Raw genomic sequence first — 15,901 nt, forward strand, 5'->3', positions numbered from 1 at the left:
TCAGAAGCGTTAAAAGCATACGCTTTCAGGGCAATAAATCAGCATTTACTGACAGAAAACTGCGAAAGACCGAGGAGGAAAGCAAAAATGAGATGCTATTCTTTCTGCTTCACAGGGGATTTTTCTGCCGCACTCACAAAAGAAAGGGATACCAATGATTAAATCCGCGCGCAGTATGGCCGGACTTCCATGGATTGCCGCTATGGCTTTCTTTATGCAGGCGCTGGATGCCACCATTCTGAACACGGCCCTTCCGGCCATCGCCCACAGCCTGGGGCGTTCTCCGCTGGCGATGCAGTCCGCCGTTATCAGCTATACCTTAACTGTCGCGATGCTGATCCCGGTCAGTGGCTGGCTTGCCGATCGCTTTGGTACCCGTAAAGTCTTTATCGCCGCGGTATTTCTGTTTTCCCTGGGTTCTCTGGCCTGCGCACTTTCGGGTTCGTTGTCGATGCTGGTCACATCCCGTGTGGTGCAAGGTGTGGGTGGGGCAATGATGATGCCGGTGGCTCGTCTTGCCCTGCTCCGGGCCTATCCGCGCAGCGAGCTGCTACCGGTACTCAATTTTGTCACGATGCCGGGACTGGTTGGCCCGGTGTTAGGCCCTTTACTGGGGGGCGTATTGGTCACCTGGGCCACCTGGCACTGGATTTTCCTCATTAATATCCCAATCGGTATTCTCGGCATTTTCTATGCACGCAAATATATGCCGGACTTTACCACTCCGAAACGCCGCTTTGACCTGATCGGCTTCCTGCTGTTTGGTTTGGGTCTGGTGGGCATCTCCAGCGGCATCGAATTATTCGGTGAACAGGTTGTATCAAGCGTGATTGCTCTGGGTGTGTTGCTGGCGGGTATCGCATTATTACTTCTATATATAGTGCATGCGCGGCGCCACCCTGCCCCGTTGCTGCCATTACCCATGTTTAAGACGCGCACCTTCTCCGTCGGCATCGTGGGCAATATCGCTTCAAGACTGGGTACAGGCTGTATTCCCTTCCTGATGCCATTAATGTTACAGGTCGGATTTGGCTACACCGCCCTGCTGGCGGGCTGCATGGTCGCGCCCACCGCCCTCGGTTCCATTCTGGCGAAGTCGACGGTCACCCAGGTACTGCGCTGGTTTGGTTATCGCAAAACCCTGGTCGGGATCAGCATGATTATCGGCGTACTGATCGCCACCTTTGCTTTGCAGGTTCCTGGCTGGAGCATGCTGGCGCTGCTCATCCCACTCTTTATTCTGGGTATGGCGATATCCACACAATTTACCGCGATGAACACCATCACCCTTGCAGACCTGACGGATGCCAATGCCAGCAGCGGTAACAGCATGCTGGCCGTCACACAACAGTTAGCGATTGGGTTTGGTGTCGCAGTGAGTGCAGCGGTGTTACGCTTTTATGAAAACTTTGATGGCACCACACTCCAGCACTTCCATGCCACCTTCCTGACGATGGGGGTCATTACCGTGCTGTCAGCGCTGGTCTTCCTGCTACTGAAACCAGGGGACGGTCGCAACCTGATTAGCGACCGTGATAAGAAGAAAACCTAGGCTCTTATTCCTTGCGGATATCGCCCACGGAGGCACGTTCCATCAGTTCCGGCGTCAGCACCAGCAACTGGGGGCTGGCCGTTGGATCTGTCAGGCGATGTAGCAGAGCATCGATCGCCAGCTCCCCCAGTTCGTCTTTAGGCTGGTGAACGGTGCTGAGGGGCGGCGTCATATAGCGCGCCAGTTCGATATCATCGTAACCCACCACGGCCATATCCTGCGGGATACGCATTTCCGCCAGATAGAGCGCGTGATACACGCCAACAGCCATCGCATCATTACAGGTAAAGACAGCCTGAGGTGGAGGATCGAGGGCCAAAAGCGTATTCATGGCATTGAATCCGCCCTGGAATTCAAAATCGCTACTGACAATGTAGTCAGGCGGTATCGCTAACCCGGCGCTATCCATTGCCTGCTTATATCCTTCAAGACGCAGACGCGCAGGTGTTTTGTCCTGTGGCCCGGCAATACAGGCAATCCGTGTATAACCACGCGAAATGAGATGTCGCGTCGCCATCTCCCCACCCAGCAGGGAGTTATCCTGGATAATGTCGCTGCCGCCTTCAAACGGCGCCCAATCCATCATGACTGAAGGGATCGTGGGATAACGATGAAGTAATTCAGCGGAAGGCAGGTGACTTTCGGTACACATAATCAGTAAGCCATCAACACGCTTTTGCAGCAGTGTTTCAAGGCTTCGATTCATACGGTCTTCATCGCCTTCGGTATTGCACAATACCAGGCTATAACCACGCTCATAGCAGCTACGCTCAACACCCCGTACCACCTCGGAATAGAACGGGTTACTGCTGGCCGTCAGTAACATGCCAATAGTACGGGTCTGATTGAGCTTCAGACTACGCGCCAGCGCAGAGGGTGCGTAATTCAGCTGGCTTACCGCCGAGGTCACTTTTTCACGAACCGCTTCGCTCACGAAGCGGTTGTTATTGATAACGTGAGACACGGTGGAGGTTGAGACGCCCGCCAGGCGGGCGACATCTTTCATGGTCGCCACATCTACCCCTGCTGTTGCAAGAAGCTGTCAATCTCATCACGCCAGGGAACGGAAGGTTGTGCACCACGGCGGGTCACGGCAATCGCTGCGGCTGCATGGGCAAAGCGTACGGCTTCAGCCATCGGACGCTGCTCAATCAGTGCCGTGATCAGCGCACCATTAAAGGTGTCGCCCGCGGCAATAGTATCCACCGCTTCCACACGGAAACCAGGAATACGCTGACCATTCCCCTGCTCACTTAACCACACGCCCCGGCTGCCGAGGGTAATCAATACTGTACGGATACCTTTTTGATGCAGCACTGCCGCTGCTCGTGCAGCGTCTTCATCGCTGTTGACCGCCACACCCGTGAGGATCTGCGCTTCGGTTTCATTCGGGGTAATCATATCCACCAGCGACAATAGCTCGTCAGAGAGTTCTGTCGCCGGGGCCGGATTCAAAATCACCTGCGTCTGATGCTGATGCGCGATCTTCGCAGCCGCCAGCACGCTTTCCAGCGGTGACTCCAGCTGCATCAACAGTGCTGCGGCATCCGCAATCACCTGCTGGTGCTGCTCAACGCGCTCGGGCGTCAGGGCAGCGTTGGCGCCGGCGTGAATGCCGATCGTATTCTCACCTTCACCGTTAACAAATATCAGTGCCACACCCGTCGAGTCGCCGGCAACGGCTTCCACCGGGCTGACATCAATACGGTCATCAACCAGTTGCTGGCGGATACGTTCGCCAATGTCGTCTTCACCCACGCAGGCGATAAAGGCAATGTCTGCGCCACTGCGCCCGGCGGCAACGGCCTGGTTTGCACCTTTCCCACCGAATGCGACCTGATACTGCTTCCCGATCACCGTTTCACCCGGACGCGGGAAATGCGCCAGATTCAGAATGTGATCTGCATTAATGCTGCCGAGGACAGCCAGTTTGCCAGTTTTCATCATAAGGGGATTGTCCAGATAAGTGCGCCACCCGAAGGTGGCGCGTGCCATGCTTTTCTTTGATTTATTGGGTAACCAGCTTCAGGTCAACCGGATTGATAGCCTGTACTTTCTGGCCTTTCAGCACTTTATCAGCCGTCTGAACGCCGATAACGCCGATTTGCTCCGGTAACTGAGCCACGGTCGCAGCCAGTTTGCCACCTTCAACCGCTTTGATACCATCTGGGGTGCCGTCGAAGCCCACCACTACGACATCAGATTTGCCTGCCGTTTGCAATGCACGCAGGGCACCCAGTGCCATTTCGTCGTTCTGAGCAAACACCGCCTGCACGTCCGGGTGAGCGGTCAGCAGGTTCTGCATCACGTTCAGGCCTTTGGTACGGTCGAAGTCAGCCGGCTGGCTGGCGAGAATATTGAATTTGTGTGCATCGGCAGCCTGCTTGAAGCCTTCACCACGCTCACGCGCAGCAGACGTTCCGGCAATGCCCTGCAGCTCAATGATTTTTGCATTGTCGCCGACTTTTTTGGCGATGAAGTTACCGGCCATTTTGCCGCCGAAACGGTTATCAGACGCCACGTGGCTGACCACGGTACCCTGAGAGGCTACACGGTCCAGGGTGATCACCGGAATGTTCGCCTGGTTTGCCATTTTCACGGCGTTACCCACCGCATCAGAATCGGTCGGGTTAATCAGCACCAGCTTGGTGCCACGAACGGTCAGATCCTGCACGTTAGCCAGTTCTTTCGCCGGGTTGTTCTGAGAATCCAGCACCACCAGGTTATAACCCAGTTTATCCGCTTCTTTCTGCGCGCCATCTTTCAGCGATACGAAGAACGGGTTATTCAGGGTAGAAACCACCAGCGCAATGGTGTCCTTTGCCAGCGCGTTAGCGCTCAGCGTGGCGCCTAACAGTACAGCCAGTGCAGTCAGTTTATTCATCTTCATTTTCATATCCTGTAAAGGTAAAGAGTGTTATTTACTGCTTTTGTTGTCTACCAGCACCGCCAGCAAAATCACCACAGCTTTGACGATCATTTGGTAGTAAGAAGAAACACCGAGCAAGTTCAGCCCGTTATTCAGGAAGCCTAAGATCAGCGCACCTATCAGCGTGCCCATAATCCGGCCTTTACCGCCTGCGAGGCTGGTTCCACCCAGCACCACAGCTGCAATCGCATCCAGCTCATAGCCCGTACCGGCCGTCGGCTGCGCCGAAGAGAGGCGTGCCACTTCAATGGTGCCCGCCAGTGCAGCCAACATGCCGCACAGTGCATAAACGATAATTTTGACGCGGTTAACACTGATGCCGGACAGACGCGTTGCCGCTTCGTTACCGCCCAGCGCATAAATGTAACGGCCAAGGCGCGTGTGATGCAGCATGTACCAGGCGGCGAGGAACACCACACCCATTAACCAGACCGGTGTCGGGATACCCAGAGGACGACCGATACCAAACCAGCCAAACAGGTCTGCATTGTCGTTAAAGCCGGTATTCACCGGGCTGCCGTTGGTGTACACCATCGTCACACCACGCAGCAGCAGCATCATGACCAGTGTGGCAATAAACGCCTGCACTTTACCTTTCGCGACAATCGAGCCGGTAATCGCACCAATAAAGGCACCCAGTGCCAGCGATGCCGCCACCGCCACCAGAGCATTCACTTCCAGCCCGACAATCGAGGCAGCGACTGCCCCGGTCAGCGCCAGCAATGACCCCACGGAGAGATCGATACCGGAGGTGAGGATCACCAGCGTCATACCCACCGCCATAATGGCGTTGACCGACGTCTGTTGCAGAATGTTAAACAGGTTAGCCACGGTGAAGAAATTCGGGCTCAGACTGGAAACGATGGCAATCAGCACCACCAGCGCAATCAGCGATTTCTGCTCAAGCAGCCATGCCTTACTGATCAGGCGGCGTGAAGGAATTGTTTGCGTACTCATAGTTATGCCAGCTCCGCGCTGTAATGTTTACCAACTGCCGCCGCCATCAAAATTTCCTGCGAGGCTTGTTCAATCGGGAAGTCACCGCTCAGGCGACCTTCGTGCATCACCAGCACGCGGTCACTCATGCCCAGGACTTCCGGCATTTCGGAGGAGACGAGAATGATGCTCAACCCTTCCTGTTTAAACTGATTAATCAGCTGATAAATCTCTTTTTTCGCGCCAACATCGACGCCACGCGTTGGCTCATCCAGGATCAGCACTTTTGGCCGCGTCATCAGCCCGCGCGCAATGGCCACCTTTTGCTGGTTACCCCCTGAGAGCAAACCAATCGGCTGATTCATTGATGGCGTTTTAACGTTAAACAGCTTGATAAAATCACCGACCGCCTGCTGCTCTTCCGCATGTTTCAGGCGGCCCGCGCCATAGCTAAAATAGTTGAGGGCGGTCAGTGACATGTTCTCTTTCACCGACATACCCAGCACCAGACCATCACGCTTACGATCTTCAGAAATATAGACGATACCGTTGGCCAGCCCCTCTTCCGGGGAACGCGCGAAGACGGTTTTTCCGTCCAGCGTTACGCTACCACTGCTGCGTGACAAGGCGCCATACAGCACTTTCATCAGTTCGGTACGCCCCGCGCCCATCAGCCCGGACACACCCAAAATTTCGCCTTTACGCAGCGTAAAGCTGACATCCTCAACGCCGGAACCACTCAGATTCTCCACCTTCAGGCGAACCTCACCCGGTGCTTTATCCAGGCGTGGATACTGCTCTTCCAGCTTGCGGCCGACCATCATTTCAATCAGCGACTCTTCCGTCAGCTGAGCCACTTCACGTTCTGCAATAAACTGCCCGTCACGGAAGATGGTGACATCGTCGCAGATCTCAAAAATTTCTTTCATTCGGTGGGAGATATAAACAATGCCGCAGCCCTGCGCTTTCAGCTCGTTGATCACCCGGAACAGCGAAGCGGTCTCGGTATCCGTCAGCGCGTCCGTCGGTTCGTCCATGACGATCACTTTTGACTCGAAGCTCAGGACCTTGGCAATTTCCACCATCTGCTGGTCACCGATCGACAGATCACCCACCAGCTTATGGCTGCTGAAGCGCAGATTCAGGCGCTTCAGTAAGGCATCCGCCTCGGCATACATCTTTTTCCACTGGATGCGGCCAAAACGGTTAACAAATTCGCGACCCAAAAAGATGTTTTCCGCAATGCTCAACTGGGGGATCAGGTTCAGTTCCTGATGAATAATACCGATCCCGGCTTCCTGCGACTCTTTCGGCCCGTTAAAGGTGGTTTCCTGACCGAGCCATTCAAACGTGCCCGCATCACGGGCGTAGATCCCGGTAAGCACCTTCATCATGGTCGACTTACCCGCACCGTTCTCGCCCACCAGCGCCATCACGCGGCCAGGATAAACAGAGAGGGCGGCTCCCGACAGCGCCTTGACGCCCGGGAAGGCTTTATCAATGCCTTTTAATTGCAGTAAAGGTTGCATAACAGCCTCTAAAAGGTCACGCCAGCGATCAGGATGACATTCGCATACGGAGAACACTCTCCGCTGCGAATGACAGCCTGACTACGCTGAGTTTGGTGTTTGAACTGTTCGTGACTGACATAACTGATACTGATTGAATTACCCTGGTGTTGTTGCAGTAAGTCGAGCAGGGCGATCAATTCACTATGAAGCTGCGGATTATGCTGCTTAATTTCTTCCGCAATGATGGCACTCTCGACCTGCATCTCGCTGGTGACCGCCTGGGTAACCTGTAAAAATGTCGGAATTCCATGCGTCAACGCCAGATCAATACGCTGCGGACCTTGTGGGACCGGCAGGCCGGCATCGCCAATCACGATGCTGTCAGTATGACCGAGACGTGAAATCACGGACGAGATATCAGAATTCAGTAAGGTGCCTTTTTTCATTATTCACTCCAGAGCGAAACGTTTCGCTGAGGGCAGTGTAAGAAATGGTCAGGGGAAAACAATCATCAAATGTTGAAAATGTGATCGCCATCGAAACGTTTCGCTGACGCAGAGAGAGGATTTGTTTTAAGGAAAAAAATAGCCCTTTTATGTTACCGGTAAAGGGCCATGACTGAATGTAATGAATATCTGGAAGGTATAGCAGCTCACAAAATCTGGCTGAGATGAAGCTGTCCCATCAGCAGAGGGTTGTCTGCGTAGTCCACCGGAATAGCCACTACCGCCGGGCCCTGCACATCCATCGCTTTACGCAACGTCGGTTCCAGCATTTCTGCACTTTCCACAGCAAACCCCGCGGCACCAAACGACTCGGCGTAAGCTTTAAAATCGATCGGACCGAATTTCACCCCGGAAACCCGCTGATATTTCTTCTCTTCCTGCATCGCCACCATGTTGTAGCACTCATCCACCCAGATGATATGCAGCAAATTAGCGCCCAGCCGTACTGCCGTTTCCAGCTCCATACTCGATTGCAGGAACCCGCCATCCCCGGAGACCGACACCACTTTGCGCGACGGGTCCACCAGCCAGGCACCAATCGCCCAGGGCAGGGCAACGCCCATGGTTTGCTGACCGTTGGAGATCATGATCTGACGGGCGCGGAAGCTGTAAAGATAACGCGCGATCCAGATATGAAAGCTGCCCATATCCACCGTCAGGGTGACGTCACTGTTGATGATGTCCTGCATAGCACGCACGATGCGCAAAGGATGCAGGGCAAACTGATTCAGCTGATGGCCGCGCAGCGCCAGCAGTTCACGCTGTTGCTGGCGGTCGCTGAGGATCGCCGCCGCCTGTGGGCTAAGCGTTAACGGGCCGTGGATACGTGCCGTCAGTTTATCCAGCGTGGCAGCAATATCACCGACCAGCTCGGCATCAGGCTGATAACAGTTGTCGGTATCGGCGGGCAACACATCGATATGCACCAGGGTGGCTTTGCCACTGTTCCACATCGCAGGTTCATACTCTACCGGGCTGTAGCCAATGGTGATAATCAGGTCGGCTTCTCGCAGTAACCGATCGCCCGCCTGATTATTAAAGAGCCCGACACGCCCGGCAAAGCGGGAAAAATGCTCCTGCCGCACTGCACCTGCCGCCTGGTAGGTACTGGTGACCGGAATATGGCTACGCTCCAGCAGCTGATGCAGCGCATCGCTGTTGGCGGGCTGGCTGGCCATCAGGCCCAGCAGCAGCACCGGGTTTTTCGCCTGTGCGATTTGGCGGGCAACGGCGTCAATCGCCACATCCGGTGCTGCTCCCAGCAGCAGCTGGCCGCTGGTATTCAGCAGATGTCCGCGTGCGGGCTCATTAATAATGTCCTGCGGCAGGCTGACAAAAGCGCCGCCGGGGCGCCCCTGCTCCGCACTGCGAAACGCATTCGATAACACTTCGGCAATGGCATCTGAGGAACCGACTTCTACCGCATATTTACTCACAGGGCGGAACATCGCGACGGTATCCATGCTTTGATGCACCTGTTTGGCGCTATCCGCGCGTTTTACCGCCCCCCCCAGTGCCACTACCGGATCGCCCTCGGTGGTCGCCGTTGCCATACCGGTGATCAAATTGGAACAGCCAGGCCCGGAGGTGACCAATGCAACGCCGGCTTTGCCGGTCAGCCGACCCACGGCCGCTGCCATAAATGCGGCGTTGGCTTCATGACGTACGGCAATCGTCTGGATGGAGGTGTCCAGCAGCGAATCAAAGACTTTATCGATTTTGGCACCGGGAATGCCGAAGACCTGCTTCACCCCCTGTGCTTCCAGTTGAGCCACGACCAGATCGGCACCGTGTGCCCACTGTTGAACCTCAGTGACGTTTTTCATCTTTTGTTCTCTCTCTTTTTCAGCTTTCAACAGAACGAATGGCGGAATCCAGGTTTTCCGGGCTGAGATCCGCCCGCAGGAAGTCGCTGTCGCCAGGCAGGTCAATCACCAGCTTGCTGATCTCACCAAAGGTCAGCGTGCCGTGATCAAGCTGATAGTCCAGAAGATGACCGCCACCCTGGCGATCGTCAGTAATGAAATGTTCGTGATAGCCCGCGACGTTGATGCCCTGCATATACTGCGGCGTGCGAAAACCGATCAACACGCCTTTGCGCTGCTCAAAATGAAAGGTGGGCTGCTTGCCGAGCACCTCTGGCATCGATTTATACGGGCGGTGCTGACAGGGAACCGTGCGGGTTTCTGCGCGGCTGAACAAACCGTCGAGACGCAATGCGCAGAACTGATTATCGGAACTGACCTGCTGGTCGATGACCTGATGTACCCCGGCCCGATCAACCGGGCCGGTAAAGCGATGCTGATACTGAGGGTGGAAGAAGGTCATCACTGCAAACGGCGATTGCTGATCGGGACTGGCAGCACGGGCACTGCCATCTGAACGCAACTGGTACACTTCACGGTTAAAAGCGATAAGCTCGCCATCCAGCTGATTAAACGTCCCGAGGCCAAAATCGCCTTTCTTCAGCAGGTCAGCTACCGTGGTGGTACCGTCATAGACGCCGCTCAGTAACGCGCTCATCAGAGAGGTCTGATAGATTACACTTTCTGGCCTTTCCTTCTGCATCCCCCTGACCGTTTCGGTCAGTTGTTCCGAACATGAACAATCAGTTACAGAATGTGTCATTGCCATTTCCCCCGATAAACTGTTAAGAAGTATTGAATCAATGTTGACTCGATTCAGTTCGGGATTCCAATATAGAACACCCCCCACTTTGAGACGTTTTCGATATGGAACTGCGGTATCTGCGTTACTTCGTTGCGGTCGCTGAGACGAAGCACTTCACCCGGGCGGCGGAAAGGCTGGGTATTTCCCAGCCCCCGCTGAGTCAGCAAATCAAAAAACTGGAAGAAGAGATTGGTACACCGCTGCTGAAAAGGCTGACGCGTGGCGTGGAACTGACGGATGCCGGGGAAGCGTTTTATCATGATGCCTGCCAGATCCTGGCACTGACCGGCCATGCGCTGGAGAAAGCCAAAGGGATTGCCCGCGGGATCAGTGGAAAGCTGTCGATTGGTTTTGCCAGCTCCACCGCGTTTCATCCGCAGATTTTCCGGCTGCTGCACTGTTTTCAGGATCGTTTTCCGGCCATCACCTTACTGCCCCAGGAAGAGAGTATGGCGACGCTGATGCATAATCTGGAGGAGGGATTACTGGATGCCGCCTTTGTACGTCTGCCCTGTGAGAGCAGTAAGACGTTTAATCTGAAGGTGATTGCTTCTGAGAAAATGGCTGTGGTGCTACCGACGGGTCATCCGCTTGGCAGCGTACCCTCTTTGTCGCTGGCACAGTTACGTCAAGAATCACTGATTTTGTTTCCACGTGAGGTTGCCCCCAGCCTGTACGAAGTGATTATCAGTGCCTGTCTGCGTGCCGGTTTTCAGCCAGATGGCGTGCAGCAGTCACCGCAAATTTCGTCGGGCGTGAGCATGGTCGCCGCAGGCTTCGGCATCACCATCGTGCCTGATTCACTGCGCTGCATCAGCCTGCCCGGCGTCAGCTTCCATCAGATTGAGGATGCTGCGCTGGGCAGTGATATCGCCCTGGCCTGGCGGCGTTGGGATCGCTCCCCCGCCGTCCACCACCTGGTCACGATGCTTGCCGGCGATTAGCCACCGATTTTGCGCACCTGTTTGACGTCCAGCTCCAGCGAGTTGAAGTCTTTATCCAGCTTGCCCTGGAGTTCAACATTGTCTTTCGGACCAATGGTCTGTCCGTCCCAGCGCTTATCGTCAATTTCGACGGTCATGGTGCCGGTGGCATCACGGAACAGATAGTCTTCATCACCAATGCGCTTTTCAATATGACCACGCATTGTTACCCAGGCATCATCACTCATATCCTGAGCCTGCTTGACGGTAGCCACCGTACCGTTCGGGCCGCTGAACCCGCCCTTCTGTACCTGGGCTGCCGGGGCGCTCGGGTCAACAAAACCGCCGCCCTGGACGGCAAGTACGGGCATGGACATCAGGGCGGTGATCGCCAGTAATGCAGCTGTCTTCTTCATCATTTTCACTTTTCCTTATGCAATAGAGCAGTCAGTTCTGCCCGGTAACGTCGGTTCAGTCAGTATTACAGCAAAAGGTTCTTAACAGGATCTTAAGAACTCTTTTATCACGAGTTTATTGTTCTAAATTGACGAAAAGTCGCGAATTTCGTCGATCGTTGCTGTACAAGCCGTATCATGATTCCGTATAACTCGGTGAACTGCGAAGGATAACACCATGCGAATTCTGTTAATCGAAGATGACCGCCTGATTGGCGACGGCATCAAAGCCGGGTTAAGCAAACTGGGGTTCAGTGTTGACTGGTTTACCCAGGGCAACGAGGGACTTCGGGCGCTGAGTGCCGCGCCCTATGATGCGGTAGTACTGGATCTCAGCCTGCCAGAAATCGACGGACTCACCATTCTCCGCCAGTGGCGACAGCAGGGACGTGATGAACCGGTGTTGATCCTCACGGCCCGCGATGCCCTGGAACAACGCGTCAGCGGGTTGCAGCAGGGAGCCGATGACTATTTATGTAAACCCTTTGCCCTCAGCGAAGTGGCCGCACGTTTACAGGCACTGATCCGCCGCCGCCACAGTCAGCTTCAGCCGACACTGCAACATGGCAGCCTGATCATGGAACCGGGTTCCCATACCGTTATCCTGAAGGGTGAACCGCTGGTACTGAAAGCGCGTGAACTGGCGCTGCTGGAACTGTTTCTGCTCAACAACGGGCGCGTGCTCACCCGCCCACAGTTAGAAGACAAACTCTACGGCTGGGATGACGACGTTTCCAGCAATGCCGTGGAAGTGCACATCCATCACCTGCGTAAAAAACTGGGCAGTGAGTTTATTCGCACCATTCACGGCGTGGGTTACACGCTGGGAGCGGCACCCTGATGCGCCAAAGTCTGCGACTGCGTCTGATGCTCGGTTTTTTGTTGCTCAGCCTGCTGTACTGGGGAGTGGCCGCTGTGGGGGCCTGGTGGCAGACCCGTCACAATATCAATGCGTTGTTTGATACACAGCAAATGCTGTTCGCAAAACGGCTCACCACCCTGAATATTGAGTCAGGGGATGAGAAAACGATAACGCTGCCGAAAACAAAAAAAATCCTGCGCCATCACCGGGGCGATCAGGACGATGATGCGCTGGCCTTTGCCGTGTTTCGCCGCGATGGCCAGATGCTGCTTAATGATGGTGATAATGGCCGTAATTTCATCTTTGATTATCAGCGTGATGGTTTTGTTGATGGCCGCCTGCGCGGTGACGATGACCGCTGGCGTATGGTGTGGCTGCGTACCCCGGACGATCGCTATGTGGTGGTGGTCGGTCAGGAGTGGGAGTATCGCGATGATATGACCCGCGATCTGGTGCAAACCAACCTGACGCCGTGGCTGGTGGCACTGCCGGTAATGCTGATGTTGATGTTGTGGCTGATCACCCGGGAGCTGGCGCCGCTGAAACAGATCGCAGACCAGCTGCGGCAGCGCGCCCCGGATGACATTACGCCCCTCACCGCACAGCGTGTGCCGCAGGAAGTCCGCCCGTTGCTGACTGAACTGAATCAACTGTTTGGGCGCATCGGTGACATGCTGCTGCGCGAACGCCGTTTTACCTCGGATGCCGCACATGAACTGCGCAGCCCGCTGGCCGCGTTAAAAGTGCAGACGGAGGTTGCCCAGCTGGCTCATGACGATGCCGCAGTACGCCACCATGCGCTGACCAGCCTGGATGCGGGGATAGACCGCGCTACCCGGCTGGTGGATCAACTGCTGACGCTGTCGCGTCTGGATGCCGGGGAAGATCTGGAAACACAAAGCGTGCAGTGGCAGGCGATCGTGCAGAAAGCCGTGGTGGATCAGTATGCAGCCGCACAGGCTGCGGGCGTGGAACTGGCGCTGGATGCCCCTGATGCGCCCGTTATCTGTCAGGGTCAACCGCTGCTGCTGGCACTGTTGGTTCGTAATCTGCTGGATAATGCCATTCGCTACAGTGCGGCGGGCAGTGAAGTATGGCTGAAACTGACCGCCGGCACGTTGCAGGTGCTGGACAATGGACCGGGCGTCAGCCCGGAAGCGCTGGCACGTATTGGTGAACGATTTTATCGCCCGCCAGGCCAGCAACAGTCTGGCAGCGGTTTAGGCTTGTCGATTGTTCATCATATTGCCCGCCTGCACGGCATGACGGTGACCCTGGAAAATCGGGCAGAAGGCGGATTTGCGGTGACGGTAAATATTAACGGATAACCAGGGCGAGGCGTGCCTCGCCCCTACGATGGATCTGCTTAGGAGAGGGCGTGCCTCGCCCCAGCGACAGACAGGTTTGTAGGGGACGGGCATGCCCGTCCCGAACCGTGCTAAATCTCGACCTGAGTACCCAGCTCAATCACCCGGTTAGGCGGAATTTTAAACTGATCGGGTGCCCGCAGCGCATTACGTTGCAGCGCAAGGAACAGCTTGCCGCGCAGGCGCAGGTACCACGGACGCTTACCGATAATCAGCGACTCATGTGACATAAAGAACGAGGTCTCCATCATCCGGCAGCTCAACCCTTCCAGACCGCAGCGGTGGAAAATCTCCTCCACGTTTGGCGTTTCACGCCAGCCGTAACTGGCCACCACACGCCAGAAGGTCGGCGACAGTTGCTCGATGGTCACACGCTTCACGTTATGGACATAAGGCGCATCTTCGGTACGCAGCGTAAGCAGCACCACGCGCTCATGCAGCACCTTGTTGTGTTTCAGGTTATGCAGCATGGCGAACGGGATCACGTTCAGGGCGCGGGACATATACACCGCGGTGCCCGGCACGCGCACCGGTGGCGATTTCTCCAGCGAGGCGATCATTGCCTCCAGAGAATTACCGTGTTCGTGCATCCGACGCAGCAGACGGAAACGTTCGCTCTTCCAGGTGGTCATCACCACAAACATCACCAGCGCCAGCGAAAGTGGTAACCAGCCTCCGGCAAACACTTTCACCAGGTTTGCGGAGAACAGTGACACGTCAATGCACAACATGCCCACCAGCAGCGTCATCACCAGATAACGATTCCAGTGCCAGTTTTTAATCGCCACCACGCTGCACAGGATTGCGGTGAGAACCATCGTTCCGGTTACGGCAATACCGTAAGCCGCAGCCAGGTTGCTCGAATGCTCAAAGCCCACAATCACAATCACTACCGAGACAAACAGCAGCCAGTTGATTACCGGAATGTAAATCTGGCCCGACTCCTCTTCCGAGGTGTAAACAATACGCATCGGCGGCAGATAGCCGAGACGTACCGCCTGACGCGTCAGGGAGAAGACACCGGAAATCACCGCCTGAGAGGCGATCACTGTCGCCAGCGTGGCCAGAATCAGCATCGGGATCAACGCCCAATCGGGGGCTAACAGGAAGAAGGGGTTTTTAATCGCTTCCGGATTTTTCAGCAGCAACGCGCCCTGGCCGAAATAGTTCAGCACCAGCGACGGCAGCACCACAATAAACCACGCAAGACGGATCGGATACTTACCAAAATGGCCCATATCGGCGTACAGCGCCTCAACGCCCGTGATGGCCAACACAACGGCCCCAAGCGCAAAGAAGGACACCATTTTGTATTCAACAAAGAAATGAATCGCCCAGTAAGGATTCATGGCGTGCAGCACTTCGGGGTTACTGATGATGCCGCGCGCACCCAGTACCGCCAGCACCAGAAACCACAACAGCATCACAGGTGCGAACAGCTTACCGACCAGGCCGGTACCGTGTTTCTGGATCATGAAGAGCAATGTCAGCACGCCAATCGCCAGCGGCACGATATAGCGGTCAAGGGAGGGCGCGGCGATCTCCAGGCCTTCAATGGCCGAAAGCACCGATACCGCCGGGGTGATCACCACCTCGCCGTAGAAGAAACTGCCACCAATCAGGCCCATGATCACCAGCACGGCGGTTGACCGCGCACCGGTATTGCGTCCCGCCAGTGACATCAGTGTCAATATCCCGCCTTCCCCGGCATTATCGGCACGCATCACGTAACTGATATATTTCAGTGAAACGGTGAGTAATAACAGCCAAAAAATCAGCGACAGGAAGCCGAAAACGGCATCGCGCTCAACACCAAAACCAAACTGCCCGGAAAGACACTCACGCAGTGTATACAGCGGGCTGGTGCCGATATCACCATACACCACACCTATCGCTGCCAGGGTAACGGCACCAAGGGATTGCTTCTTCTCAGAACTCATAGACTTGTCTTTTGTTGCGGTGGACTGACGCGGGATTGCGTACGGCTCAACTGCCCGTCAAAACGCGCACAGTATGCATGATTAAACATGAATGCCTATCCTTAATTGCCTGTTAAATGACAACTTCAATGGTCAGTGTCACCCTTTGATAATAAAAAAGCTGACTGCAATCAACTCTTTCAAGCATCATAGCCAGTAGTGTTTGCGCTCGCCAGACAGCAATCTGGCCTGACCGTAGAAAAAGGATGAA

Annotated in this window: 14 protein-coding genes; 4 read left to right on the forward strand and 10 right to left on the reverse strand. The window is 55.2% G+C overall.

Annotated elements, in window-relative coordinates; genetic code table 11:
• Positions 1-154: 154 nt before the first annotated feature.
• Positions 155-1,552: a multidrug transporter subunit MdtD gene (gene mdtD, locus FY046_RS20870; RefSeq protein WP_446186451.1), complete on the forward strand. Its 1,398-nt coding sequence runs from the start codon at positions 155-157 to the stop codon at positions 1,550-1,552.
• Between the two features lie 4 nt (positions 1,553-1,556).
• On the opposite strand, the gene rbsR is transcribed toward mdtD, so the two are convergent.
• From rbsR to budA, 8 genes are all read right to left on the reverse strand, one after another.
• Positions 1,557-2,567, reverse strand: a complete 1,011-nt coding sequence (rbsR, locus tag FY046_RS20875; protein ID WP_171149546.1) for a ribose operon transcriptional repressor RbsR — start codon at positions 2,565-2,567, stop codon at positions 1,557-1,559.
• Between the two features lie 2 nt (positions 2,568-2,569).
• Positions 2,570-3,499: a ribokinase gene (gene rbsK / locus FY046_RS20880; protein ID WP_133844902.1), complete on the reverse strand. Its 930-nt coding sequence runs from the start codon at positions 3,497-3,499 to the stop codon at positions 2,570-2,572.
• A gap of 61 nt (positions 3,500-3,560) precedes the next feature.
• Entirely contained in the window at positions 3,561-4,442 is an 882-nt protein-coding gene (rbsB, locus tag FY046_RS20885) for a ribose ABC transporter substrate-binding protein RbsB (RefSeq protein WP_374760145.1), read from the reverse strand.
• Positions 4,443-4,469: 27 nt separating this feature from the next.
• Positions 4,470-5,438 carry a ribose ABC transporter permease gene (rbsC, locus tag FY046_RS20890; RefSeq protein ID WP_133844901.1) on the reverse strand — a complete coding sequence of 323 codons (969 nt, stop codon included), beginning with the start codon at positions 5,436-5,438 and terminating at the stop codon, positions 4,470-4,472.
• 2 nt (positions 5,439-5,440) lie between these two features.
• A complete protein-coding gene (gene rbsA / locus FY046_RS20895; protein ID WP_159338287.1) occupies positions 5,441-6,946 on the reverse strand; it encodes a ribose ABC transporter ATP-binding protein RbsA in 1,506 nt (501 codons plus the stop codon).
• An 8-nt stretch (positions 6,947-6,954) separates the two neighbouring features.
• Positions 6,955-7,374 carry a D-ribose pyranase gene (gene rbsD, locus FY046_RS20900; RefSeq protein WP_133844891.1) on the reverse strand — a complete coding sequence of 140 codons (420 nt, stop codon included), beginning with the start codon at positions 7,372-7,374 and terminating at the stop codon, positions 6,955-6,957.
• 206 nt (positions 7,375-7,580) lie between these two features.
• Positions 7,581-9,260 (reverse strand): acetolactate synthase AlsS, encoded by a 1,680-nt coding sequence (gene alsS / locus FY046_RS20905; protein ID WP_133844889.1) that lies wholly within the window; start codon positions 9,258-9,260, stop codon positions 7,581-7,583.
• A gap of 19 nt (positions 9,261-9,279) precedes the next feature.
• The gene (gene budA / locus FY046_RS20910; RefSeq protein ID WP_446186452.1) at positions 9,280-10,062 is read right to left on the reverse strand and encodes an acetolactate decarboxylase; all 783 of its coding nucleotides are present in this window, start codon (positions 10,060-10,062) and stop codon (positions 9,280-9,282) included.
• Between the two features lie 104 nt (positions 10,063-10,166).
• Here budA and FY046_RS20915 point away from each other — a divergent pair, with 104 nt between their 5' ends.
• Positions 10,167-11,048 (forward strand): LysR family transcriptional regulator, encoded by an 882-nt coding sequence (locus FY046_RS20915; RefSeq protein WP_133844885.1) that lies wholly within the window; start codon positions 10,167-10,169, stop codon positions 11,046-11,048.
• Here FY046_RS20915 and FY046_RS20920 read toward each other — a convergent pair.
• Positions 11,045-11,443: a YgiW/YdeI family stress tolerance OB fold protein gene (locus FY046_RS20920; RefSeq protein WP_166653740.1), complete on the reverse strand. Its 399-nt coding sequence runs from the start codon at positions 11,441-11,443 to the stop codon at positions 11,045-11,047. The two genes, FY046_RS20915 and FY046_RS20920, sit on opposite strands and share 4 nt — an antisense overlap.
• A gap of 217 nt (positions 11,444-11,660) precedes the next feature.
• Between FY046_RS20920 and qseB the strand changes: the two genes are divergently transcribed.
• Together qseB and qseC are read left to right on the forward strand one after the other, a co-directional pair.
• Positions 11,661-12,323 carry a quorum sensing response regulator transcription factor QseB gene (gene qseB, locus FY046_RS20925; RefSeq protein ID WP_446186453.1) on the forward strand — a complete coding sequence of 221 codons (663 nt, stop codon included), beginning with the start codon at positions 11,661-11,663 and terminating at the stop codon, positions 12,321-12,323.
• Positions 12,323-13,672, forward strand: a complete 1,350-nt coding sequence (gene qseC / locus FY046_RS20930) for a quorum sensing histidine kinase QseC (protein ID WP_446186454.1) — start codon at positions 12,323-12,325, stop codon at positions 13,670-13,672. The genes qseB and qseC overlap by 1 nt, the downstream gene beginning before the upstream one ends.
• Positions 13,673-13,782: 110 nt before the next feature.
• On the opposite strand, the gene kup is transcribed toward qseC, so the two are convergent.
• The gene (kup, locus tag FY046_RS20935; protein ID WP_133844876.1) at positions 13,783-15,651 is read right to left on the reverse strand and encodes a low affinity potassium transporter Kup; all 1,869 of its coding nucleotides are present in this window, start codon (positions 15,649-15,651) and stop codon (positions 13,783-13,785) included.
• Positions 15,652-15,901: the final 250 nt, after the last annotated feature.

The sequence above is a fragment of the Erwinia sp. 1181_3 genome (assembly GCF_052824965.1).